Annotated in this window: 15 protein-coding genes; 12 read left to right on the forward strand and 3 right to left on the reverse strand. The window is 61.8% G+C overall.

What is annotated here, in order from left to right; translation table 11 throughout:
- The first annotated feature begins 177 nt into the window (after positions 1-177).
- On the forward strand, positions 178-12,672 hold the full coding sequence (locus ACZZ0G_RS24500) for a filamentous haemagglutinin family protein (protein ID WP_463557861.1): 12,495 nt from the start codon (positions 178-180) through the stop codon (positions 12,670-12,672).
- Between the two features lie 53 nt (positions 12,673-12,725).
- Here the strand turns inward: ACZZ0G_RS24500 and ACZZ0G_RS24505 are convergent, their stop codons facing one another.
- From ACZZ0G_RS24505 to ACZZ0G_RS24515, 3 genes are all read right to left on the reverse strand, one after another.
- A complete protein-coding gene (locus tag ACZZ0G_RS24505; protein WP_463558888.1) occupies positions 12,726-13,061 on the reverse strand; it encodes a type II toxin-antitoxin system RelE/ParE family toxin in 336 nt (111 codons plus the stop codon).
- Positions 12,994-13,188 carry a type II toxin-antitoxin system RelB family antitoxin gene (relB, locus tag ACZZ0G_RS24510; protein ID WP_122600383.1) on the reverse strand — a complete coding sequence of 65 codons (195 nt, stop codon included), beginning with the start codon at positions 13,186-13,188 and terminating at the stop codon, positions 12,994-12,996. Before relB ends, ACZZ0G_RS24505 begins: the two co-directional genes overlap by 68 nt.
- A gap of 254 nt (positions 13,189-13,442) precedes the next feature.
- Positions 13,443-14,390: a SphA family protein gene (locus tag ACZZ0G_RS24515; protein WP_463557862.1), complete on the reverse strand. Its 948-nt coding sequence runs from the start codon at positions 14,388-14,390 to the stop codon at positions 13,443-13,445.
- Between the two features lie 211 nt (positions 14,391-14,601).
- Between ACZZ0G_RS24515 and ACZZ0G_RS24520 the strand changes: the two genes are divergently transcribed.
- From ACZZ0G_RS24520 to ACZZ0G_RS24570, 11 genes are all read left to right on the forward strand, one after another.
- The gene (locus tag ACZZ0G_RS24520) at positions 14,602-15,699 is read left to right on the forward strand and encodes an AraC family transcriptional regulator (RefSeq protein WP_463557863.1); all 1,098 of its coding nucleotides are present in this window, start codon (positions 14,602-14,604) and stop codon (positions 15,697-15,699) included.
- Between the two features lie 456 nt (positions 15,700-16,155).
- Positions 16,156-17,043 (forward strand): Dyp-type peroxidase, encoded by an 888-nt coding sequence (locus ACZZ0G_RS24525; protein WP_463557864.1) that lies wholly within the window; start codon positions 16,156-16,158, stop codon positions 17,041-17,043.
- 10 nt (positions 17,044-17,053) lie between these two features.
- Positions 17,054-18,022, forward strand: coding sequence for a Gfo/Idh/MocA family protein (locus ACZZ0G_RS24530; protein WP_463557865.1), 969 nt, complete (start codon positions 17,054-17,056; stop codon positions 18,020-18,022).
- Between the two features lie 221 nt (positions 18,023-18,243).
- Positions 18,244-18,996, forward strand: a complete 753-nt coding sequence (locus tag ACZZ0G_RS24535; protein WP_038368826.1) for a GntR family transcriptional regulator — start codon at positions 18,244-18,246, stop codon at positions 18,994-18,996.
- Positions 18,993-20,723, forward strand: coding sequence for a fumarate reductase/succinate dehydrogenase flavoprotein subunit (locus ACZZ0G_RS24540; RefSeq protein ID WP_463557866.1), 1,731 nt, complete (start codon positions 18,993-18,995; stop codon positions 20,721-20,723). The genes ACZZ0G_RS24535 and ACZZ0G_RS24540 overlap by 4 nt, the downstream gene beginning before the upstream one ends.
- Before the next feature lie 28 nt (positions 20,724-20,751).
- Entirely contained in the window at positions 20,752-20,997 is a 246-nt protein-coding gene (locus ACZZ0G_RS24545; protein ID WP_003225615.1) for a 4Fe-4S dicluster domain-containing protein, read from the forward strand.
- Between the two features lie 232 nt (positions 20,998-21,229).
- The gene (locus ACZZ0G_RS24550) at positions 21,230-22,633 is read left to right on the forward strand and encodes an ABC transporter substrate-binding protein (protein WP_463557867.1); all 1,404 of its coding nucleotides are present in this window, start codon (positions 21,230-21,232) and stop codon (positions 22,631-22,633) included.
- Between the two features lie 331 nt (positions 22,634-22,964).
- Positions 22,965-23,747, forward strand: a complete 783-nt coding sequence (locus ACZZ0G_RS24555) for an ABC transporter permease (RefSeq protein WP_463557868.1) — start codon at positions 22,965-22,967, stop codon at positions 23,745-23,747.
- Positions 23,747-24,595: an ABC transporter ATP-binding protein gene (locus ACZZ0G_RS24560; protein ID WP_463557869.1), complete on the forward strand. Its 849-nt coding sequence runs from the start codon at positions 23,747-23,749 to the stop codon at positions 24,593-24,595. Before ACZZ0G_RS24555 ends, ACZZ0G_RS24560 begins: the two co-directional genes overlap by 1 nt.
- Positions 24,592-25,554, forward strand: coding sequence for a HEAT repeat domain-containing protein (locus tag ACZZ0G_RS24565; RefSeq protein WP_463557870.1), 963 nt, complete (start codon positions 24,592-24,594; stop codon positions 25,552-25,554). The genes ACZZ0G_RS24560 and ACZZ0G_RS24565 overlap by 4 nt, the downstream gene beginning before the upstream one ends.
- Positions 25,551-25,829 (forward strand): DUF971 domain-containing protein, encoded by a 279-nt coding sequence (locus ACZZ0G_RS24570; protein WP_463557871.1) that lies wholly within the window; start codon positions 25,551-25,553, stop codon positions 25,827-25,829. Before ACZZ0G_RS24565 ends, ACZZ0G_RS24570 begins: the two co-directional genes overlap by 4 nt.
- The last annotated feature ends 44 nt before the right edge of the window (positions 25,830-25,873 follow it).

A 25,873-nucleotide genomic window follows, 5' to 3' on the forward strand; every position in this document is an offset into this window, starting at 1 on the left:
CTCCGTACAGGGCTGCCATTTTTTTTGAAGGCGCGGAACGGCCCGCCGCGAATACTCCCCCAACATGAAGTTTGTGTGACATCCGTTCGGTCGCGACCGCCGCCAACTGCCTATGACGTAACAGCAGGTTTTTGCACGCCTGCGGCATGTGTGGCAACCCAAAAGGATCTCGTAGTGATGCTCGCTCGCCCATCCCGTCGTACCAACGTCCAGTCGTTCAAACGTGAAGCCGTGGAGCCGGCGCTGTGGTTGCTCAAACCGCTGGCGCACGCGGTGGCGTTGTGTCTGGTGGCGGGCAACGCGCACGCGGCAACGGCGTTCAGCTCCAACTGGTTTGCCGCCAAGGGTGCCGCGCAGCAAGCCGCTGCCGCACGGCCGAGCACTGGCGGCTTGCCGGGGATGACGCCGCCCTTGGCGCAGCAGCAAAAAGCCAATCAGCAATTGCAACGCTCGATCCAGACCCTGAACAACACCGTCGCTGCGATTGCCGCGCAGCAGGCGGCGCAGGCGGCCGGCCGTGCCGCTGCGCTGGGCTCGGTGCAGTTTGTCCCGGACGGTCTGGGCGAGGGCGGTCTGAAGGTCGATAACAGCCTCACCCAAGGTTGGCAGAATGCCAAAGGCCCGCAGCAAACCCAGGCTGACGGCAAGACCACGGTGAAGATCGAGCAGACTGCCGACAAGGCCATCCTCAATTGGGAAACCTTCAACGTCGGGCGTAACACCACCGTTGAATTTGCCCAGCAGGCGAACTGGGCGGTGCTTAACCGGGTCAACGATCCGAATGCCCGGGCGAGTCAGATCCAGGGGCAGATCAAGGGCGACGGCACGGTGATGCTGATCAACCGCAACGGCATCGTCTTCAGCGGCAGCAGTCAGGTCAACGTGCGCAACCTGGTGGCGGCAGCGGCGAATATCACCGATATCCAGTTCCGCGACCGAGGGCTGTATTTCGACAGCAGCGCCACTCAGCCGACCTTCACCGATGCCGCCGGCAAGGTGTGGGTGGAGCGCGGCGCGAGCATCACGACGCACAAACCGGCGTCGTCTACCGCTGCCGGTGGTTATGCCTTGCTGCTCGGCAGCGAAGTGCAGAACGACGGCAGCATCAGCACCGCCAAGGGGCAGACTGTGCTCGGCGCCGGTGACCGCTTCTACATTCGCAAGGGCGCGGGCACCGAGGGCAACGCGCTGTCGACCACGTTCGGCAACGAAGTCACGCCGGGCTTCAAGGCCGGCAACATTAGCGGCAAGGTCAGCAACAACGGCTTGATCCAGTCGTCTACCGGCGACATCACTCTGACCGGCCATGAAGTCGTGCAGAACGGCGTGTTGCTCGCCAGTACGTCGGTGGCGTCTCGCGGCACCATTCACTTGTCCAACCCCGCGACCGACAGCGGCGGCACTGTCACCCTGACGCAAGGTAGCGCCACGGCGATCATGCTCGACAGTAGCGACCTGACGGCGCTCGACAGCCAGCATCAGGCCGCCCTCAGCGCGGTCAACGCGAACAACCGCATCCGTGGCGATCAGTCGCGCATCGAGATCCAGAGCGGCGGCAGTGTCGAGTTCCAGAACGGTTCGATCACCCTCGCCACCGGTGGGCAAGTGGCAGTGACAGCGCAGCGCCGCAGCCTGGTGCGCGACGGGGCGATGATCGATGTTTCCGGTGCCCTCGGCGTCAAAGTGGCGATGGAAAACAACAACATCAAGATCAACGTGCAAGGCAACGAGCAACGCGACGCGTCGGTCAACCGCGAAAAAGGCGCGCTCAACAGCAATGACATTTGGGTCGATGTGCGCGAGTTGGTCTATGTGCCGGCGGGCACCAACGGCTATGCCACGGATCGCTGGTACACGGCGGGCGGCTTGCTTGAAGTCGGCGGTTATCTTGGCACCCAGGCGCACAGCGTCGGCGAATGGATGGCGCAGGGCGGCACGGTGAGTTTTGCCGGCAATGATGTGGTCACCGAAAAGGGCTCGTTGATCAATCTGTCCGGCGGCACCCTGGACGTGCAGGGTGGCGAGATTCGCCAGAGCTGGCTGCGCGGTGCCGACGGTAAATTGTATGAAGTGTCGCGCGCGCCGGGCGATCTGCTCTACACCGGGCTGTACAAAGGATTTGAGGACAGCAGCGAACGCTGGGGCCAGAGCAGCTATTTCTACAACCCGCTGATTGCCCCGCGTTCGCGTTTCGAGGCGGGCTATACCGTGGGCCGTGACGCCGGGCAACTGGTGATTGCCACGGCCAACGCCGCGCTCGACGGGCAGATGCTTGGCGAGGTGTATCAGGGCGAGCGGCAGAACCAGGCGCCGAAACCGGTGCTCGACGGTTATGAGCAGAGTCAGACCGCACTGGCGCGCCGCGCGCAATTGATTGTCGGCAGTTATGACCCGGCGTATGTGGCGGCAGCGGGCGGTGTGTTGTATGCGCTCAATCCGTTGCTGGATCAGGTGCAGATCGGTGGCGAACGCCCGCTCGCCGGCACCGATCTGGACCTCGCCGGTGCTGTCTCGGAGGCGCGCAAAGGCAAGTTGTTTCTCGATAACCATCAGCTCAACGGCTTCAGTCTTGGCGCGCTCAAAGTGGCGGCCAAAGATCAGGTCGTCGTGGACGGCGCGCTCAGCGTCGATAGCGGTGGCGACATCACCCTGTTTGCGCCGGATGTGCAGATCGGCGCCGACCTGACCGCGCGCAGCGGCAGCCTGCGGTTAGGCAACGTGCTCAATCAGTTCAACGGCAGCGAAAGCAGTGACACCCGACTCACGGCGAAGACCGGCAAGTCGACGCAAGTGTCCGTGGCCCAAGGCGTTCACCTTGATACCCGTGGTGTGTGGAGCAACCTGCGCACCCAGCCTGACGATGGCGCGAGTCTGGCCTCGCTCAATGGTGGGCTGGTGTCGATCCGCAGCAGCGGCGATATCAATATTGGCGCCGGCAGCTTGCTCGACGTTTCGTCCGGTGGTGCCATACTTGCCAACGGCAAGACCCGTGGCGGCAAGGGTGGTGATCTGACCCTGGAATCCAGTGCGATTTCCGCACCGGGCCAATCGCATCTGCGCCTTGATGGCGAGCTGCGTGGCTACGGTGTCACGGGCGGCGGCACCTTGACCGTGCAGGCCAACCAGATCTTGATCGGCCAGACCGACAAGTCGTTGAGCGAGACCACGCTGCAATTGTCCGCCGACCTGTTCAACAAAGGCTTCGCTGCTTACAACCTGATCGGCTTGAGCGGTCTGCAAGTGGCGGACGACACGGTCGTGGACGTGAGCATGCCGGTCTATCGTTTTGGCGATGCCGCGCCCAATCAGGCCAGCGGTGCCGACCCGCAATCAGCGCTGGAGCTATGGACGCCGGGACTGTTCCAGGAAAACCCGACCCAGGGTGTGCTGACGCAACGCGGCGGTGCCAGCCTGACACTGCAAGGCGGGGCCAGCCTGCTCAGCCTGATCGATGCGGCCAACAGCGATTTGACCCTCGGTCGTGGTTCGCGCATCAGCGTCGATCCGGGGCAAAGCATCAAACTGCGCGGCGCCGGGCAGATCACCGTTGACGGCGAGCTCAACGCCTGGGGCGGCACGATTGATATTCGCCAGCAACAGTTCGGCTCGATCAAACCCGCCACCTCCAATCAACTGGCCGAACCGAATGCGCACAACCGCTCGATCTGGATCGGTGAACAGGCGCGGCTGGATGTGGCAGGGCGTGTGAACACCGCAGTGGATGCTTTGGGCCGCACTTACGGGCAGGTCGGCAAGGGTGGCAGCATCATCCTCGGTGGCGAGATCGACGCAAAACTGGCCACGGCCACTGCCGCTGATGCTTACGTGATTGTGCGCCAGGGCGCGCAGCTCGATGCTTCGGGCGCCGAGGCGCTGTTGGACATCGCCGGGCAGGGGCCGACGCGGGTGGCAACCGATGGCGGACGCATTGCCATCGGCTCTTACAACGGCCTGTTTATCGATGGCGATCTGCGTGCGGCGGCGGGCGGTGTCGGGGCGGCCGGCGGTCGTCTGGAAGTGGCGCTGGAGACGCCGTTGTACGCCGATTCAGCGGACAACAAGGTGCGCGCGCCACGCGAGTTGATCATCGACCAGACGTCGACCGGGCAGGCATTGGCCGCCGACCTGCGCCCGGGCGAGGCCGACGACGGTTTGCGTTACGGTCAGGCCCGTGTGCATGCCGACAGCCTGATGGCCGGCGGCTTTGACAACCTGAGTCTGTTGAGTAACGGCCTGCTGTCGTTCGACGGTGACGTTAGCCTGCACACCCAGCAAAGCCTCAGCCTGTACGCCGGGGCATTGTCCCTGGCCGAGTCATCCAAAGACGCGTCACGGGTCGATCTGAGCGCGCCGTATCTGCGTTTGTCCGGTGTCGGCAGCTATTACAGCGTGGTCGGCAGCGTGCGCCCACGTCTGACCAACAGCCCGACCGACAAACTGTCGGACGCGCGCTTCACGGCGACGGCGAACCTGCTGGATCTGGGCAATGGTCTGTCGTTCGGGGCACAGGGTTCGATCCTGCAACTGAAGGCCCCGGCGGCCGAATACAGCCGCCGTGGGTTTACCGAGGTCAGCCTCGACAGCAGCGGTGATCTGCGCTTTCTGGCGCCGACCGATGGCGCTGACAAGAGTCGCTTGTGGACACCGGGTGATCTGCACCTGAGTGCGGCGCAGATTTATCCTGCCAGTGATGTACAGGCCGAAGTGCGCGTGGGTTATCAGGGCGCGCAGTCGGTGGCCGAACATACCCTGCGGATCAGCGGCCACGGCCCGGCACCGGTTGCCGCGCCGTATTCGGCGTTCGGCAAGCTGACGTTCTCGGCCGCGTTTATTGAGCAGGGCGGCGTGTTGCGCGCGCCGTTGGGCAAGATTGTCCTCGGCGATGACGTGTTGACCACCACCCGTGAAGTCCGCTTGCTGCCGGGCAGCGTCACGTCGGTCAGCGGTGCCGGGCTGGTCATGCCGTATGGCGGCACCACGGACGGCATCGACTACCGCTATGGCGGCAAGTCGGTGGTGTTGAACGGCGTCACCGGGGAAGCGACCGGCGTGTCGATGAGCACTCAGTTCATTGACGTGCAGAGCGGTGCGCTCATCGATTTGTCGGGGGGTGGCGACCTGCGCGGTACCGGTTTCATTTCCGGGCGCGGCGGTTCCACCGATGCCCGTTTCAATCCGCTGGTGCGTAACGCTACCGACGGCACGTTCAGCTTGCCGGGACTGGGCAGCAACCCTGTATACGCAATTGTGCCGGGCAACCAGAGCACTTACGCACCGGTGTTGGCCGAGGCGGGTGCAGTCGATCCGCGGATCGGCCAGCAGATCACCATCGGCGCCGGCGTGCCGGGCTTGGCGGCCGGCACTTACACGTTGTTGCCGTCGACGTTTGCCTTGCTGCCCGGCGCGTTCCGGGTCGAGGTCAACGGCCAGGCGACGCCGGGCGTGTCCAGCGGTGCGCTGCCAATGCGCAACGGCTCGTGGACGGGCAGCGGACAAATGTCGATTGCCAATACCGGCCTGCGCGACAGCCTTGCCCGCCAGATCATTCTGACCCCGGCGGATGTGCTGCGCCGTTACTCGCAGTACAACGAAACCGGTCTCAGCCAATTCATCCAGAGCGATGCCGTGCGGCGCGGGGTTCCCCGGGCGCTGGCGCCGCAGGACGGCAAGACCCTGGACCTGCGCCTGATTGAAGGTGGCGAGCAGGACATCGCGTTGCAGTTCAATGGGCAAGCGCGGTTCGGTGCCGCTACGGGTGGCCTGGTCGGCACGGCCGTGGTGCGCAGTGGCAATGCCAGCAGCCGCTTTGAAATCCTCGGTGCCGGGCATGTACCAAGCAAGGATTTCAACGGTATTTCGCTGTATGCCGAAACCTTGAATAACCTCAACGCCGGGCGTTTGACCATCGGTGCGATGCCGACCGTCAGCTACACCACGGCAGGCAATATCATCGGTTTCATCGGTGATACCTCCAATATCGTCCTGCGGGAAGGGGCGTTGCTGGCAGCGCCGGAAGTGTTGTTGCGCAGCAACTCGATCAAGGGCGGTATCACCATTGAGGCGGGCGCCGGGGTCAATGCCTTGGGGCGTGGCAACGTCGCTTATGACTCAACGGCCGGCTACCTCTATCAACCCGGTGCGTCCAGCATGGTGGTGGTGTCCAACGGCTGGACCAACGTGCTCGCGCCGGAGGCGGGCGGTGGCTTTATTGGCGCTGGCAGCATTCGCATCGGCACGTGCGCCACGGCGGTCTGCAACAGTCCGGCGCTGCTGTATTCGAACGGCAGTATCACCGCCGCCACGGATAACCAGTTCGAACTCGGTGAAGCCGTGCGCTTCGGCACGCGTCATTTGGCCCTGGCGGTGGGGGCGGTCAACGCTGGCAGTGCCGAGGCGCTGGCCACTGCGGGCGACCGGGTACCGGCCGGTCTGACCTTGAATCAGAACGTACTGGATCGTTTGCTGCGCGGTGATAAGCAGTTCGGCGCACCGGCTCTGGAGACGCTGAGCCTGACCACGCGCGACGCTTTCAATCTGTACGGCAGCGTGACCCTCGACACCTTCGATGCACAGACCGGCCAGAGCAAATTGCAAAACCTTGTGCTCGTTACCCCGGCGATTTACGGCGCGGGCAGTGCCGACGATGTCGCGACGATCCGCACCGCCAACCTGATCTGGAACGGGGCCACGCAGGACCCCGGCAGCGTAATCAGCGACGGCGCCGGTACAGGCAGTGGCACGCTGGATATTCAGGCGCAACGCATCGAGTTGGGTTACGGCCCGATGCCTCAAGCCAACGGCCTCGATCAGAACAACCGTCTGGCGCTGGGTTTTGCCAACGTCAACCTGAGCGCCAGCGAACGCATCAGCGCCAATCACAAGGGCAGTCTGGCGGTGTATCAACAGCAGGGTGCTTACGATCCGGTGAAGGGCTACGCCTACACTGGCGGCAACCTCAATCTGCGCACGCCGTTGCTCACCGGTGAGGCGGCGTCGGTCAGTCTGCTCAAGGCCGGCAATCGCCTGACGCTCAGCGGTGGCGGTGCTTCGGGTGTGGCCGATGCCTTGGGCGCAACCCTGAATCTACAAGCCCGCGACATCGTGCTGGACAGCCGCATTGCCCTGGCCAGCGGCAAACTCACGATCACCGCCGAGCAGGATTTGACCCTGGCCGGCGGCGCGCAACTGGACATGGCCGGGCGCACCTTGCCGTTCAACGACGTGAGCAAGTACAGCTGGGGCGGCGATGTGTCATTGCTGAGCAACAACGGCAATATCCGCCAGCTCGGCGGGTCGCGCATCGATCTGTCGGCGAAAAACAATCAGGCCGGTAACCTCAGCGCCGTGGCCTTGGCGGCGGATGCCGGCATCGTCGATCTGCAGGGCGAGATTCTCGGCGCCAGCAGTGGCTATTACGATGCCGGCGGCACGCTGGTGCCGTACAAGGCCGGCGGCGTGGACATTCGCGCCCAGCAGTTGGGCGGTGATGCGAGCGCGCAGTTCGCGGCACTCAATCAACGTCTGAACGCCGGGCAGGTATTCGGCAGTCGCAGCCTGCAACTCAAACAGGGCGATCTGGTGATTGGCGACGGACTCAAGGCCGCTGAAGTCAATGTTTCGGTGGACAACGGCAGCCTGACCGTCAACGGCTTGATCGACGCCAGTGGCGAGCGGGTCGGCAGTATTCGTCTGGCGTCGCAGAACGGCCTGACCCTGGCCGGCAACAGTGTGCTCGACGCCCATGGCCGGGTGTTGCGGGTCGACAGTTACGGCAAGATCATCGACGCGCCGAACCGGGCCATGGTCGAGCTGAACTCCGGGGCGGGTGTCTTGACCCTGGCGTCCGGTACGCGCATCGACTTGCGCCATGGTACTGATGCGGTGCCGGGTTTCCTCGCCGGTCAGCACGATCAGATGCTGCGCGGCACCCTCGAACTCAATGCGCCGCGACTGGGTGCTGGCGACATTGCCATCGACGCCAGTGGCACGGTGAATATTCAGGGCGCACGCTCCATCGGTCTCAATGGTGTGCGCCGCTATGACGATGCGCGTGATGGTGTCGATCCGGCGGTCAGCGGCCGGCCTTATCAGGTGATCGATCAGGCCCTGTTTAACCGCATCGACGGCGACAACAGCGCGTTCATCGACGCTGCGCTGAACAACGCCGATCTGTTGCAACGCAAACTGGCCGGCCTGAACAATACGGCTTACGCCGATGCCTTCCATCTTCGCCCTGGGGTCGAGATCGCCAGCAAAACAGCTGACGGCGACCTGGTGGTGGAGGGCGACATCGATCTGTCGCGCTACCGCTACGCCAGCCTCAATCCGCACACGGGCAAAGTCGCGGATGTTTATGGCTCCGGTGAATCCGCCAGCCTGGTGATCCGTGCCGGCGGCAACCTCGATATTTACGGCAGCATCAACGACGGTTTCGCGCCGCCACCGGAGACCGTCGACGACGCCGGCTGGAAACTGCTGCCGGGCGTGCAGCCGTTCGGTGGTGATCTGGTTGTACCGGGGACCGGGGTGACGCTGGCGCCGGGCACGCAATTCCCGTCGGGCGTTACCCTCAATTACGATCTGCCGATTCAGGCGACGACGCTGGTCAGCGGCACGCTGCTGCCGGTGCAGGTGGAACTGGCCGCGCCTTACACCTTCAGTGCCGGCACGGTGCTGGCGGGGGCGGTGCATGACGCCTCGGGCAATCTGTTGTATGCCGCCGGGACGCTCTTGGCCAGCGACGTGACCGTGCCGGCCAGCAGCCGTTTGGGTGCCGGGATTCGCTTGAGTCGCAACACCGCGTTGCAAGCCATGAGCTGGCCCAAAGGTGTGCCGTTGCCGGGCGCTTTCGATGTCGACACTGGCAGTAGCAAGAATTTGATGTTGAGCAGTTCGCTGGCGCTGTTGCGCGGTTCGTTGATTCCATCGATGACCAATGTGGTGCTCGCCGACGGCGTTGCGTTTATCGAGTTGCGCGCGTTGAACGGCGCGCAGCAGGGCGCCAACTGGGCACTCGCGCCGATGTTGCCGTCGGGCAGTGCGTCGTGGTCGATCCGCGCGGTGGCGGGGGCTGATCTTTCCGCAGCTGACAGCCGTGCGGTAAAACCGCTCACCACCGAAGGCAATTTGCGTCTGGCGGACACTCATTACGGGGCGAAAATTACCGAAGGCAATCCACGCGCGGTGTGGTCGGAAACCAACCAATATGGTTTCCCCGCCTTCGAACCGGTGCCCGAGGAATACCTGATTCTCTGCGAAACCGATCCCGGCGCCTGTGCCCCGATGGCGCGCTGGACCTGGGCACCCGGTAACCAGTTCGGCTTCCAGGATTACGCACCGATTCCCGAGGAATACCTGACGCTGTGCGACAGTTACCCCGAGGTGTGCGTGGAGAGCAATCCGGCGAAAAGCGCCAGCATCCACAGCCAAATGTTCAGCGTACTGCGCACCGGTACCGGCGATCTCGATCTGATCGCGGCCGGCAATCTGAGCATGGCTTCACCGTTCGGCGTGTACACCGCCGGCACCCAGTCAGCCGATATCGATCCGCGCTTCAACCAGCAACGCGCACACCTGTCTGATACTGATTCGGTACTGGGCAGTGGCGGTACTGACGTTGAAAAATGGGTCGACGGTGGCACCGACAGTCTCTATCAGGCCTGGTATCCACAATTGGGCGGTAACCTGACGATCAATGCCGGCGGCTCTGTCTCTGGCGACACCCTAGGGCGCAAGGCCGCGAATACCGGCGGCTATCGTGAACAGGTGCCAAGCGTTGCGGTGGGCAACTGGTTATGGCGTCAGGGTACGGGCAGTAGTGACGTGCCGACCGCCTGGTGGATCAACTTCGGCAGCTATGCCACTCAGCCGCTGCCGGATGCCGACATGGATGCGGCGCCCTACCTGGTGGGTTTCACCGGTTTCGGCACCTTGGGGGGCGGTAACATCAGCCTGCGCGCCGGGGAAGACGCCGGCATGCTCAAACCGCTGGGGGATGCGCGGACCAACCCACGCAGTCAGGGGTTGGTCGTGGCGGTGGGCAGCACCGGTCGTGTCGGCAGCGACGGCAGCCTGCAATTGACCGGGGGCGGCGATATGGACATCCGTATCGGTGGCACCCTCAATCCGTCTCTGCAAGCGCGGGCCGGTAACGACGGGATCACGCCACCCAAGCACGATCTGCAAGGCGCGCTGATCAATCTGCGCGGCGCGGCACAGGTGAGTGGCAATGCGGTGGGGGGGATCAATCTGCAGTACGGCGCCAACAGTGTGCAGCACGATGTGCGCGAAACCCGCGCGCTTGACCCGTTTACCGCGACCACCAGCAATGCCTCCGGCGGGATTGTGCTGATTCCCGGCGACTCGGGCATGCGCATCAACACCCGTGGCGATCTGGTCCTGGGTGGGGCGGCGGATCCGGGCCGGGTGCGTTTGCAGAACGCCACGCCGCTGTTTGATGACGAGGGCACAATCACCCAAGGCGGGATTCTCAGCGGCTTTTCGCTGTGGACCGCGCACACGGCGATCGACCTGTTCTCGGCCGGTGGCAATCTCACCCCGAGCACTCAATTGGCCGAGACGGACACCAACGGCCCCATCAAAGGGCAGAACACGTCGCCGACCGACAGCCGTTTCGTCTATCCGTCGATCCTGCGCGCGGTGGCTGCGCAGGGTTCTATCTATTCTGGTTCGTCGGCGGCTTACAGCGTTGGCAACACCGCTCCCGCAACCGCGTACTCTCTGCTGTTGGCGCCGTCGACGTCGGGTCAACTGGAACTGCTGGCCGGTGATTCGATTTATGCCGGTGGCTATGCGATCAATCAGTCCGGAGCCAGTCCGTTGGCGATTGCCACGCCGTTCGCCCCGGCGTTCAACGGCTATGCCAGCAACTCGGCGGAAACCCCGTTCATCTCCAATAGCGGCAGCGATGGTGTCGCCGCGGAACCGAACCTGCGGTTCCCATTGTTCGCCTTTGGCAGCAATTCGTACTCCGGCCTCAGCGATGTCATGGGGCCGGCGCGCATCTACGCTTTGACCGGCGATCTGGTCGGTATCCGCAGTGGCGAATCACTGCGCGCAAGCGATTCGCTGCTGACCTGGAACGAAGCCGCCGGGCCGGTGTGGATGATGGCCGGTCGCGACATCGTCGCCTCCGGCACCCATCTGGGCCAACCGACGATTTCGCCGAGGGATGGCGTCGGCACCAGCAAGGACACGATCTACTCGACCGGCAACCTGTTCGTGCACAACGACCCCAGGGATGTATCGAGGGTGTCGGCCGGTCGCGATATCCTCTACAGCAGCTTCGACGTCGCCGGCCCCGGTACCCTGGAGGTCAATGCCGGACGCAATATCCTCATGGAAGACCGGGCCAGCATCACCAGCCTCGGGCCGTTGCTGGCAGGTGATCAGCGGCCAGGTGCCAACGTAGTCTTGCAGGCCGGTGTGGGCGCGCAGGGGCCGGATTATTCACGGTTCATCGCGCGTTACCTGAACCCGCAGAACATCGCCAGCGCGGACGCCTCACTCAGTGCGCAACCGGGCAAAGTGGTCAAGACTTATCTCGATGAGCTGCAGAGCTGGCTGACTTTGGGCTACGGCTTCAGTGGCAGCGCGGAACAGGCGCAAGCCTTCTACGCGGCGCTGCCGAGTGCCGAGCAGGCGATTTTTGCCCGTCAGGTGTACTTCGCCGAACTGCGTGCCGGTGGCCTGGAATACAACGATGTCGACGGCCCGCGCAAAGGCAGTTACCTGCGCGGTCGCAACGCCATTGCGGCGCTGTTCCCGAGCACCGATGTGGCCGGCAATCCGATCCGCTACGACGGCGACATCACGATGTATGGCGGGGCAGGGGTGAAGACGCTGTTCGGCGGCGATATCCAGATGCTCACCCCGGGCGGCGCTCAGGTGTTTGGCATCGAAGGCGCAGCACCACCGTCCACCGCGGGGATCATCACCCAGGGCTCGGGCAACATTCAGCTCTACTCGCAGGGCAGCATTCTGCTCGGCCAGAGCCGGATCATGACCACGTTCGGCGGCTCGATTCTCGGCTGGTCTGCCGAGGGCGATATCAACGCCGGTCGCGGCTCGAAAACCACCGTGGTCTACACCCCGCCGAAACGGGTGTACGACACCTGGGGCAACGTCACGCTATCGCCATCGGTGCCGAGTACCGGCGCCGGTATCGCCACGCTCAACCCGATCGCCGAAGTGGCACCGGGCGACATCGACCTGATCGCGCCACTGGGCACCATCGATGCCGGCGAGGCGGGGATTCGCGTGTCGGGCAACGTCAACATCGCCGCGCTGACGGTGGTCAACGCCGCCAACATCTCGGTGCAGGGCAAGGCAACCGGTGTGCCGCTGGTATCGGCGGTGAATACCGGCGCGATCACTTCGGCCAGTTCGGCCGCGTCGTCGGCGACGCAAGCGGCGGAGGACGTCGCCCGTCAGCAGCAGGCGGCAGCGCGGCAGAATCAGGCTTCGGTGTTCACCGTGCAGGTGCTGAGCTTCGGCAATGAGCAACTCGCGCCGTCCCGCGATGGTGCCAGCCGTGCACCGGCCCCGGGTTACAACCCGAACAGCCCGGTGCAGGTGTTGGGCGCCGGGGCGCTGGATGAACAGGCGAAACAGCAGTTGACCGAGGAGGAACGTGGGCAACTGACGTTGTAAAAGACTCTCGTGCAGTACGTTTGGGCGGCCGCTGGGTCGCCCTTTTTTTATGTTTATGAGGTTGGTGGGTATTGTTGCCGGGTGTGAAGCACCCTCAGTATTCTGATGCGCCCATTCACTCGATAGACCAGCAGATAGTTCGGATGAATCACCATCTCACGAGTACCAGGCACTCGGCCAGGTCGGTAACCGTAAGGTATTGATGAAAGCCGTTGTGCTGCCGCACCAACCTTGTGTCTTAGCGAAATTGAAGCGTTGGTGTTGTGTTGCTCGATGTATTTGAAGATGTCAGCCAGTTGACGCGAGGACTTGCTGCTCCATTCAAGCAGCAGAGCGACGCTTCCTGCGCATCTCTTCCAGCATCTGGTCGAGCATCGCCATAGCCTCATCATGGGGAATACCAGGACTAGGATCGTCGAGTGCATCCTGTACCTCTGCACGAAACCAGCGATCGTAGCTCTCGGCCTCTTCTTCGGATTCGAAGTCAGAGTAAAACGGGGAAAGTAATATGCTCATAGTGATCTCCGTGATCAATCTCGGCAGTTTAAGGGGGGAATGGCCCATTGTCGTCACTGGCAGACGATGCACCCCATGAGCCCTTGAGGAGCCATGGGGTAACGGAGCCAAGTATCTGCAAGTGCCCCTTTGAAATCTGCCAGACGTTTCCCACCGTTGTCCGGCAATCTCGACCGCCGCTGTAGGCGTATTCCTCCCCTCCGTTTTTCAGGTTTTCAGGCTACAAAACCGGGTGTTCTTTCCTACAAATACACTCAGAACGCATAGGGGATACTCACCTTCGCCCAAAGCATTTCCCCTTCCGGCCGGTTCTCCACATCAAACTCCTTGGCCCAGCGGATCTCCGCACTGGCGTACTTGAGAAAGGTGAAGTGCAGCGCCGGGCCAATTGCGAACACCTTGCCGCGCACGCCGTCATCGACGTCTTGCCCGGCAAACTGCACGGTGTGACCGAACTGTTTGTCGTCGGTGGTTTGCTTGAGGTAGTAGCCGTTGAGGCCGAGCATCAGGTCATCGGTGATCTTGTAGCTGGCCGAATAATCGAAGTGGAAGATCTGCCCGGACTTGTAGTCAGTGTCCTTGTTCTTCTCGTTGAAGCTGTAGGTGGTCTTCATTGAGACTTCGGTGCGTTCAGTCGGCAGCCAGGTGAACGAGAACAACGGCTTGTAGGTGTAGAAATTGTTGCTGGTGTTGGCCAGTCGGTCGACGCTGTATTCGCCGGTGGGCACGGTGATTTCCAAGGCGGCGCCGAGGGTCAGGTTCTTGCCCATGTCCCACAGGATGATCGGCGCGATGGTGGTGTCGCCCATGCCTTCGCGGGTGTCGCTCAAGCCGAACACCGAGACTTCCTGCTTCAACCATGGCTGGGCGATGTAACCGGCCAGACGTCCGCCGAATACGCGCACCGGGCTTAAGTAATCGAGGCGTGGGATCACTGCCGTGGATTCGATCTCGACATTTGGCACTTTGCCGCCGAGGGAACTGATGTTTAGTTTCCGCGACTTGTAATGGTTGTAGTAGAGGTTGAACGCGACCATGTTCTCCGGAAGGCTGTCGACCTCCAGCGGCAGCATGAAAAAGCCATCGGTGCCGGTGCCTATGTTATCGACGCCGGCTTCGGTGGCCAGCGCCGGTAAGGTCACGGCGCAACCCAGCAAGGAAAGAGTCAGGCGCAGGGGGCGTGTCGCGCGGTTCGGGTGCATATCCGTCCTCATTATTATTGTGTTTTGGGCGCAACGCCGGCACGCAGCACGCCCGGCACTATAGAAATAAGCGCTTGGTGCCCGGCGGGGCAGGGTATTGGCGGACAGTTAGGGGGACTTCTGCGGACAGTCGGCCAACCCTGTGCTAACTTCCTTCGACATAACCGGTTACAAAAATAACAATCAAGCGTGATCCGGAAAATCAGCCCCCATGAACGTAAAAGTCCAAGACCCGACCTTTGAACTGGCGCTGGTTTCGCCATTTCTTTTGCAAACCCTCGCTGAAGTTGCGCAGAACAAGGGCGTCGAGCCAGAAAGCCTGTGCCGTGGGCTGGGTTTCACCCTTGAAGATCTGCAGGATCCGGCGCAGCGGATTTCCTACCGTCAAGCGGTGGCAATGATTCAACGCGCGCTCAAGGCGCTGCCCAATCAGGGCCTTGGCCTGTGGGTGGGGGCACAGAATGTGCTTGGCACACTCGGTTTGCTCGGGCACGTGCTGTCGTTGTGCAAAACCCTGCGCGATGCTTTTGCCTTGGGTATCCGCCATCAACACACCTCCGGCGGGATTGTGGTGTCCAGCGTCGATGTGGTTGGCGAGCAACTGCATCTCGATGCCGAATGCCGCTTGCCGTTTTCCGATGTGCAGGTGTTCGCGGTCGAGGAGTTTTTCGCCAGTTTGCTGGTGTATGGTCGAGCGTTGGCGGGGGCTGATTTCAAGCCCATTGCCGTGGAATTCATGCATGCCGCGCCGGACTATCTCATTGAATATCAGCGCTTGCTGGGGCCGGAGGTGCGCTTCGGTTGCCTGCACAATCGCATGCTGATCGACGTGCAGTGGCTGGACGTGAATTTGCCCAATCACCATGCTTTGGCGTTGCGTCAGGCGGTTGCATTGCTGGAGCTGGAAGCGGCGCAGGTGCATCAGAAACTTGATTTGATTCAGGCCGTGGAACGGGCGATTGCCCGGGATCTGAGCAGCGGCAGTCACATTGAAAAGATTGCCGGCGATTTGAACATGAGCAGTCGCACATTGCGCCGGCGTTTGACTGAGCATGCGTTGACGTTTGAAGCGTTGCTGGAGCAGGTGCGGCAGGCGCGGACGATGAGTTTGCTGGGCAATCCTGATATGCCGATCGAGCGGATTACCGAGGAAGTCGGCTACAGCGATGTGCGCAGTTTTCGCCGGGCGTTCAAGCGCTGGACGGGGATGAGCCCTAGCGCTTGGCGTCATGACGCTAACCCTCACCCCAGCCCTCTCCCGGAGGGAGAGGGAGCCGACCGAGGTGTCTTGCGAGTTACATCGACCTGAAAGATTGCGTCGATTATGGACTTGAGAGAATGAGGGCCGACCGAGGTGTCTTGCGAGTTACATCGACCTGAAAGATTGCGTCGATTGTGGACTTGAGAGAATGAAGGTCGACCGAGGTGTCTTGCGAGTTACATCGACCTGAAAGATTGCGTCGATTATGGACTTGAGAGAATGAGGGCCGACCGAGGTGTCTTGCGAGTTACATCGACCTGAAAGATTGCGTCGATTGTGGACTTGAGAGAATGAAGGCCGACCGAGGTGTCTTGAGTCATGCACGGACCTGAAATTATGGATTCACCGATGCACGTTCAAGTCGGTGTAGATCTCTAATATCCCCCATTCAGTTCCCTCTCCCTCCGGGAGAGGGCTAGGGTGAGGGGCTTTTGACTTCCATCCAAACCCCCACAAATCCTCCGGCCACAGGTAAACTCCCGCGCACTTTCCCAAGGAGTTCACATGAGTTACTACCAGCCGGGCATTCTCGCCACCCCAGTTCCTGCGCAAGCACGTCACCTGTTTTTCGCCCTTGAGTCGGTTGAAGCGCTACCGCAGGCGATCGACAACCTGATGAATCAGGTGGACGGCAAGTCGGCGGTGGTCGGTTTCGGCGAATCCCTGGCCAAGGCCCTCAACGTGCAGATCGACGGCCTGCGTAGCTTCCCGGCCATGACCGGCGTCGGCGTCGAGAACCCGTCGACCCAGCACGCGCTGTGGGTGTGGCTGCACGGCGTCGACCGTGGTGAACTGCTCAATCGTTGCAACGCCCTCGAAGCCGCTCTGGCCCCGGCCCTGCGTCTGGTCGAGATGCAGGAAGCCTTCCGCCACAAGGACGGCCACGACCTGACCGGCTACGAAGACGGCACCGAAAACCCGCACGACGAAGCCGCCATCGCAGCCGCCCTGCAAAGTGCAGGCACTGACGGCATGGTCGGTGGCAGCTTCGCCGCGATCCAGCAGTGGCAGCACGACCTCAAGGGTTTCCACAAACTCTCGGCCGACGACAAAGACAACATCATGGGTCGTCGCCTCAGCGATAACGAAGAAATCGACGACGCGCCAGTCTCCGCCCACGTCAAACGCACCGCGCAGGAAAGCTTCGCGCCTGAAGCGTTCGTCGTGCGCCGCTCGATGCCGTGGATCGAAGGCGATCGCGCTGGCCTGATGTTCCTCGCTTTTGGCTTCTCGCTGGATGCTTTCGAAGCGCAACTGCGCCGTATGAGCGGCCTGGAGGACGGCATCACCGATGGCTTGTATCGCATCAGCCGGCCAATCACTGGCGGCTACTACTGGTGCCCGCCGCTGAAGGGCGGTCATCTCGATCTGCGCGCCTTGCGCATCGGCTAAAGGAATAGAAATGAACGTGGTGCGCTGGGGCATGATCGGTTGTGGCAGCGTCGCCGAGCGCAAAAGCGGGCCGGCCTTCTACAAGGCACCCGGTTCGGCGCTGGTGGCGGTGATGGGCCGGCGTCTCGAAGCCGTGACCGACTACGCCGCGCGCCACGGCATCGCCCGCGTCTACACCGATGTCGATGCGCTGATCAACGATCCCGGGGTGGACGCGGTGTACATCGCCACGCCACCCGACAGCCACCACGCCTACAGCCTCAAAGTCGCCGCCGCCGGCAAACATTGCTGCGTGGAAAAACCCATGGCACTGAATGCCGGGCAAAGCCGCGAGATGCAGCAGGCGTTTGCCGAGGCTGGTTTGCACCTGTTCGTTTCTTACTATCGCCGTTCGTTGCCGCGTTTTGCGCAGGTGCGGCAATGGCTGGAGGAGGGACGCATTGGTGACGTGCGACACTTGAGCTGGACGCTGACCAAGGCGCCGTCGCCTGCGGATCTGAAAGGGCGCGACAACTGGCGCACGGATCCTGCGGTGGCCGGTGGCGGCTACTTCGCTGACCTGGCCAGCCATGGCTTTGACCTGTTCCAGTATCTGCTCGGCGACATCGTCGAAGTGGCTGGATTCACCGCGCATCAGGCCGGGTTGTATGCTGCCGAAGACGCCGTCAGCGCCAGTTGGCGTTTCGCGTCAGGCGCATTGGGCATGGGCTGCTGGAGCTTCGTCGCGGATCGGCGTGAGGATCGCGTCGAGATCATCGGCAGCCTGGGGCGGATCAGTTTTTCCGTATTCGATGAGCATCCCGTGCAGCTGCATGCCGATGAAAGTATCAGCTTGGAAATCCCCCATCACGAACACATTCAGTGGCATCACGTCCTCGGTATGAACGCCCACATTCGTGGCGACTCACAACACCCCGCCGTCGCCGAGCAAGCGCTCAAGACCGACTGGGTCATGGATCAGATTCTCAAACGCCACTGATCCTCCATGCGTACACCGTCCCCTGTGGGAGCGAGCTTGCTCGCGAAAACGTCCTGTCAGTCAATAATTTGGTGACTGATACACCGCCTTCGCGAGCAAGCTCGCTCCCACAGGGAATCGCGTGTGTCCTGTATCTAAGGTTATGCCCATTCGGTATTTCTCAACCTTGTCATAACAACTCTAAGATCACGTCATAACTCGTTATAACAAGTGATCCCGTGATGACCGATAACGTTCTCTCTCTAAGCAGCGTCCCGCTGCACACCCAACTGCGCGACGTCCTCCGCGCGCGCATTCTCGACGGCGAATACCCGCAAGACAGCCAGATGCCCTCCGAAAGCGAACTCGGCGCGTTGTTCAAAGTCAGCCGCATCACCGTGCGCCAGGCGCTGGGCGATCTGCAGAAGGAAGGGCTGATCTTCAAGATCCACGGCAAAGGCACCTTCGTCGCCAAGCCGAAAACCTTCCAGAACGTCAGCAGCCTGCAAGGCCTCGCCGAGTCGATGACCGGCCGTGGCTACGAGGTAATCAACCGCCTGCGCAGCTTCAAATTCATCCCGGCCGACAAGCGTGTCGCCGAGCGTTTGCAAGTTGCCGAAGGCGAAACCGTCGCCCAGATCAAACGCGTACGCCTGATCAACCGTGAGCCGATCTCGCTGGAAATCACCTACCTGCCCAAAGCCGTCGGCGAGCGGTTGGAGAAGGCTGATCTGGTCACCCGCGACATCTTTCTGATCCTCGAAAACGACTGCGGCATCGCCCTCGGTCACGCCGATCTGGCCATCGACGCAGTGCTCGCCGACAGCGATCTGACCCAGGCACTCAACGTCGAGGCCGGCTCGCCGATCATGCGCATCGAACGTCTGACCCACGACGCACAAGGCCAGCCACTGGACTTCGAACACCTTTACTACCGTGGCGATGCATTCCAGTACCGCCTGCGGATCGATCGGCAAAAAGGGGAGCAGGCATGACCCGCAACGTTCTCGAGCAGGAATACGACATCGTCGTCATTGGCGGCGGCACTGCCGGCCCGATGGCCGCGATCAAGGCCAAGGAAAAGAACCGCGACTTGCGCGTGTTGCTGGTCGACAAGGCCAACGTCAAACGCAGCGGTGCGATCAGTATGGGCATGGACGGCCTGAACAACGCGATCATTCCCGGCCACTCGACACCTGAGCAGTACACCAAGGAAATCACCATCGCCAACGACGGCATCGTCAATCAGGCCGCCGTTTACGCCTACGCAACGCACAGCTTCGAAACCATCGAACAGCTCGACCGTTGGGGCGTGAAGTTCGAGAAGGACGAGACCGGCGATTACGCGGTGAAAAAAGTCCACCACATGGGCGCCTACGTGCTGCCGATGCCGGAAGGGCACGACATCAAAAAAGTCCTTTATCGGCAGTTGAAACGTGCGCGGGTGAGCATCACCAATCGCCTGGTTTGCACGCGGTTGCTGACTGACGAGGAGGGCACCGTCAACGGTGTGATGGGCTTTGACTGCCGCACCGCCGACTTCCATGTGATCAAGGCCAAAGCGGTGATCCTCGCCTGCGGCGCTGCCGGGCGTCTTGGTCTGCCTTCGTCGGGCTATCTGATGGGCACTTATGAAAACCCGACCAACGCCGGCGACGGCTACGCGATGGCTTATCACGCTGGCGCTGAACTGGCGAACCTCGAGTGCTTCCAGATCAACCCTTTGATCAAGGATTACAACGGCCCGGCCTGCGCTTACGTCACCGGCCCGCTGGGCGGCTACACCGCCAACAACAAGGGCGAACGCTTCATCGAGTGCGACTACTGGAGCGGGCAGATGATGTGGGAGTTCCACCAGGAACTGGAGAGCGGTAACGGCCCGGTGTTTCTCAAGCTCGATCACCTGGCGGAAGAAACCATCCAGAATATTGAGGAAATCCTGCACAGCAATGAACGCCCGAGTCGCGGCCAGTTCCACGCCAATCGCGGCACTGATTACCGCACGCAGATGGTCGAAATGCACATCTCCGAAATCGGTTTTTGCAGCGGTCACTCGGCGTCCGGCGTGTGGGTCAATGAACGTGCGGAGACTTCGGTGAAGGGTTTGTATTCGGCGGGTGACATGGCTGCCGTGCCGCATAACTACATGCTTGGCGCATTCACCTACGGCTGGTTTGCCGGGCACAACGCCGCAGATTTTGTCGCCGGTCGCGAGTTTTCTGCCCTGGATGCGGAGCAGATCGAAAAGGAAAAGGCTCGGGTTTACGCACCACTGGATCGCGAACACGGACTGCCACCGGCCCAGGTCGAATACAAGCTGCGGCGCTTCGTCAACGATTACCTGCAACCGCCGAAAGTCACCAAAAAGATGCAGATCGGCCTTCAACGCTTCAGCGACATCGAACGTGATCTCGAGCAGATGAAGGCCAACAACGCTCACGAACTGATGCGTGCGATGGAAACCAGCGTGATTCGCGACTGCGCCGAAATGGCCGCCCGCGCTTCGTTGTTCCGCGCCGAAAGCCGTTGGGGCCTGTACCACTATCGCGTCGATCACCCGCAGCGCAATGACAGTGAATGGTTCTGCCATTGCCATTTGAAGAAGGGCGAAGACGGCCAGATGACCAGTTTCAAGAAGCCCGTCGAGCCTTACATCATCCCGCTCGATGCGGAAGAAATGCAGGCGTACGACCGTTTGCGGGTGGGCGCTTTCGCCGCTTGATACATCAATAAATCAAAGAGTCCGAACCATGGCCTATCAAGCTCAGGAAATCTTCTTCCGCTCCAACGCCCCCGTCACCGTGGACGAGGACAAATGCATCGCTGAAAAGGGTTGCACCGTGTGTGTCGACGTTTGCCCGATGGATTTGCTGGCGATCAACCCGGCGACGCAGAAGGCCTACATGGCGTTCGATGAATGCTGGTACTGCATGCCGTGCGAGAAGGATTGCCCGACGGGTGCCGTCAAGGTCGACATTCCCTACCTCCTGCGTTGAAACCCAATCGAAATGTGGGAGCGAGCCTGCTCGCGAAAGCAATCGTTCATTCAACATTGATGGTGACTGGCACGCCGCCTTCGAGAGCAGGCTCGCTCCCACAGGGATTTGTGGCAAACCATTAGCCATCCGGACACCCCGGACGCTGGATTCACCGAAAACCCCTCGTTTCCCACCGCGCCCTGATCGCGGCGGAGACGAACTCAAATAAATGATTCGAGGGGAAACAACCATGTTGCGTGCAGCAATCGCCGGTCTGGTACTGGCTTCGTTCACCTTGTCGGCCTCGGCCGAAACCATCCGCATCGCCATCGGCACCCAGGACACCACCATCAACTGCGCCGCCGGCGGTCTGTTGATTCGTGAACTTGGCCTGCTCGACAAATACCTGCCCCACGACGGCGTCTACAAAGACGCGAAGTACGACGTGCAGTGGAAGAACTTCACCAGCGGCGCGCCACTGACCAACGAGATGGTCGCCGGCAAACTCGACTTCGGCGCGATGGCCGATTTCCCCGGCGCGTTCAACGGTGTGGCGTTTGAAACCGCCGGCAAACACAGCCTGTTTATCAGCGTGCTATCGGGGAGCATCAAGGGCAGCGGCAACGGCATCGTCGTGCCGAGCGCATCGGGCGTGCAGGCGCTCAGCGAACTCAAAGGCAAGACCATTTCCGTGCCGTTCGCCTCCACCGCGCACGGCATGTTGTTGCGTGCAGTGGCGGCGCAGGGCTGGGATCCGCTCAAAGACGTGAACATCATTGCGCAGCCTCCGGAAGTCGCTGGCTCCGCGTTGCAGGCCGGCAAGATCGACGCCCACGCCGATTTCGTGCCGTTCGCCGAACTGTTCCCGAGCCGGGGCTTTGCTCGCAAGATTTATGACGGCGCCCAAGCCAATGCGCCGACCTTTCACGGTGCGCTGGTGGATCAAGCCTACGCCAGAAAATATCCTGAGATTGTCGTCGCGTATCTGCGCGCCAGCATTGAGGCCAATCAACTGCTCGCCGCCGAGCCTGAGAAGTACAGCGAGTTGATCGCCAAAGTCACTGGCGTCGATGCCGAGGTCAATTATCTGTTCCATGGCCCGCTCGGCGTGCAGACCCGCGACCTGAGCTGGAAACCCGAATATCGCCAGGCAGTCGGCACCGCGATTGATACGTTGAAGCTACTGAAGAAGGCTGATCGCGGGCTCGATCTGAATACCTTTGTCGACGATCAATACATCCGTGCGGCGTTCAAGGCGTCGGGGCTGGATTACACGGCGCAACTGGCCAATTACGCGCAGACGCCGTTGCAGGCTACGGATGCGGCGACGGGCAAAGCGATTACTGACTTCAGCCATGTTGCGGAAATCTGGGTGCGCGGTGAGGACCAGGTGCGCCAGTACGCTTCGGCGGAGGAGGCGTTCTCCGCGTTGGCTGCTTTGAAGCAGTCGGGTAAAAACATACGTGCCGTGTATGCGCAGGCCAGTGACAGCGGGATCAAGTTGTTGGCTGAGCAGGCGTGGTTTGCCAGTGATGGCAAGGGGCGGCTGAGTGCGTTTTTGCTCAAGGGTCAGGCTCAGCAATTTGCCTCGGCGCAGGGTGGCAAGGTTTTCGATTTCGCTGATGCCACGACCCAATCCGTCGCCGCCCGCTAGTTGAAGATCAAGAGCCCCTCACCCTAGCCCTCTCCCGGAGGGAGAGGGGACTGATCGCGGTGTTTGGGCGAGGTACGCCGACCTGGAATACCGAGCCGAACTCAGGTTTTGAAAAGACTCTGTCGAGTTGAACTCAGGTTTTGAAAAGACTCTGTCGAGTTGAACTCAGGTCTTGAAAAGACTCTGTCGAGCCGAACTCAGGTTTTGAAAGACATGAAGATCGGCTCCCTTTCCCCCTCGCCCCCTTGGGGGCGGTCCGACGTTTCGGGAGGGCTGGGGTGAGGGGGTAAATCTCAGCCACAACACAGCTCCACAACCGGAAACCCGATCCATGAACTCACCCACCCTACGCTGGACATCAAGAGCCGCATCCTTGCTGCTCTGCCTGCTGTTCTGGCAACTCGCCGCCAGCCACCACTGGAACCTCGGCCTGGTCACCTTCGCCAACGTGCCAACACCCTTGGCCGTCATCGAAGCCGCACTCGGTTTGGGCGATTCCGGCAAGCTCCTGCAACACCTGACCGCCAGCCTCAGCCGCGTCTTCGCCGGTTACCTCGCCGCACTGCTGATCGGCATCGCCCTCGGTCTGGCCATCGGCCGCTCGAAATGGGCCGAAGACTTGCTGCTGCCACCGCTGGAAGTCCTGCGCCCAATCCCCGCCGTGGCATGGATTCCACTGGCGATCCTGATGTTCCCATCCTCCGAGCTGTCGATGATCTTCATCACCTTCACCGGCGCGCTGTTCCCGATCCTGCTCAACACCGTGCACGGCGTCGAAGGCGTCGACCCGCGTTTGATCGCCTCAGCGAAAAGCCTCGGAGCAGGGCGCCGCGCGATCCTGCTGGAAGTGATCCTGCCCGGCGCCGCACCGAGCATCATCACCGGCCTGGCGATCGGCATGGGCACTTCGTGGTTTTGCCTGGTCACGGCGGAAATGATCTCCGGCCAGTTCGGCATCGGTTACTACACCTGGGAGTCCTACACCATTCAGAACTACGCCGACATCGTCGTCGGCATGCTCCTGATCGGGGTGTTGGGCATGGGCAGCAGTCTGCTGATCAAACGCCTGGGCGGGTTGTTCACGCCTTGGCATCGACCGCGAGGAAAAGCCTGATGAGCGTGATGCAAACCCCGGAAGGGCGGATCGATATCCGTCAGTTGTCCATCGTCCTGGGCCAAGGGCGTGAAGCGTTCGAAGCGGTGCGAGAGCTCGATTGCCAGATTGAACCGGGCCAGTTCGTCTGCATTCTTGGTCCGTCCGGTTGCGGCAAATCGACCTTGCTCGGTGCCTTGGCCGGGCATCTGAACGCGCACGCCGGCAGCCTGAAAGTCGATGGCGCAGCGGTGTCCGGCCCGTCACCGCAGCGCGGCATGGTGTTCCAGCATCACACGCTGTTTCCGTGGCGCACGGTGCGTGACAACGTCGCCTTCGGCCTGAAAATGCGCGGCATCGGCAAGGCTGAGCGCCACCGTGCCGCCGATGACATTCTCAAACTGGTGGGCCTCGAAGGTTTCGCCGAACGCTGGCCCGATCAACTCTCCGGCGGCATGCAGCAACGCGTCGAGATCGCCCGAGTGCTGGTCAACCGTCCACGTCTGTTGCTGATGGACGAACCGTTCGGCGCGCTGGATGCGCTGACCCGGTTGAACATGCAGGAGCTGCTGCTGGACATCTGGACGCGGATCCGCACCACCGTGGTCTTCGTTACCCATGACATCGACGAGGCGCTATTCCTCGCCGATCGCTTGCTGGTGATGAGCGCACGGCCGGGGCGAATCATCGAAGATTTGCGTCTGGATTTCGCCCGGCCACGCACCAGCGAGCTGGTCACCAGCCCTGAGTTCTCGCGCCTCAAGCGCCACTGCCTCGACCTGCTGCGCCACGACAACGACCGACCGCTGCCGCGCCTCAATCCGCTCGGTCTGCCTCCCGAAAACCCTTTGCCGCGATTTGCCCTATGACCTCAATTTTTGCTGTGACCGATAACCAAGACATCCTTGCCCTGCAACCGCGCCTGACCGCTGAAGATGCCGCCGTGCGCCGTATTGCGCTGATCGATCTGGCCGATCTCGAAGAGCCGGATGGCTTGCTCTGGCTGGTCGATCGCCTCGGCCAAGATCCCGCTGAAGACGTCCGCGCTGAAGCCGCGCGCTTGCTTGAAGCCTGGGAGGATGAAGACGTCGTGCATGCGTTGTGCGAGGCGCTGACTGACCGGTCAATCGCCGTGCAATCTGCCGCCGCGCAGAGCTTGAGTCTGCTCAAGACTGAGGCGGCGGGGCGGGTGATTCTGCCGTGGACTGATCACGCTGACGTCAGCGTGCGCATCGCTGCGTTCCGGGCCATGCGTGAATTGCGTTTTGCCAATGCCGCGCCTGCAGCGGTTTCGGCGTTGAACGATGCCGACGCCAACGTCCGCCGCGAAGCCGTCGGCGTGCTCGGCTGGCTCAAGCAGCTCGACGCTTTGCCCGCTCTGGCACGATTGGCTAGCGCTGACCCCGACACCGAAGTGCGCCGTGCTGCGACTGGCGCTTTGGGCCTGGCCTCCAGCGCCGAAGTGTTGCCAGCCCTGCGCCAGGCCTTGCAGGACGACGCCTGGCAAGTGCGCGAAGAAGCCGCGACGACCTTGGGCAAGGTCGGCCACATTGACGCTGGCTCTGCACTGGTCGAAGCCTTGAGCGACGATTACTGGCAAGTGCGCCTGCGCGCCACTCGCAGCCTCGGCCGTTTGCGGTTCGCCCCAGCACTGGACGCCTTGATCGACACCCTCGGCCATCGCATCAGCAACCTTCGGAAGGAAGCCGCGCTGGCCTTGGGCGAATTGAATGATCGCGGTGCCGTGGCCGCTTTGCAGGCCGCGCAGGACGACGGCGACCCGGAAGTCCGTAAAGCCGTGCGCATTGCCTTGAGTCAGTTGCAATGAATCCGCTGTCGGTGGGGAATTCGCAGAGCGAAGGGACGCTACGATTGAACTGGCCGGACGGCCGCGAACAACAGCTCAACCACGCCGAACTGCGCCGCCAGTGCCCGTGCTCGCAATGCCGCGCGTTTCGCCTGAAAGGCCTGACGCCGCTGGTGGATGATCGCGTCCGCCTGATCGAACTCAATCCCCAGGGCTACGGCGTGCAGTTGATCTTCAGTGACGGCCATCAACGCGGCATCTACCCGTGGGCCTATCTGGCACAACTCAATTCTTAACCCGACAAATATCCAAATGTGGGAGCGAGCCTGCTCGCGAATGC

It is taken from the genome of Pseudomonas sp. AC169 (assembly GCF_979258515.1).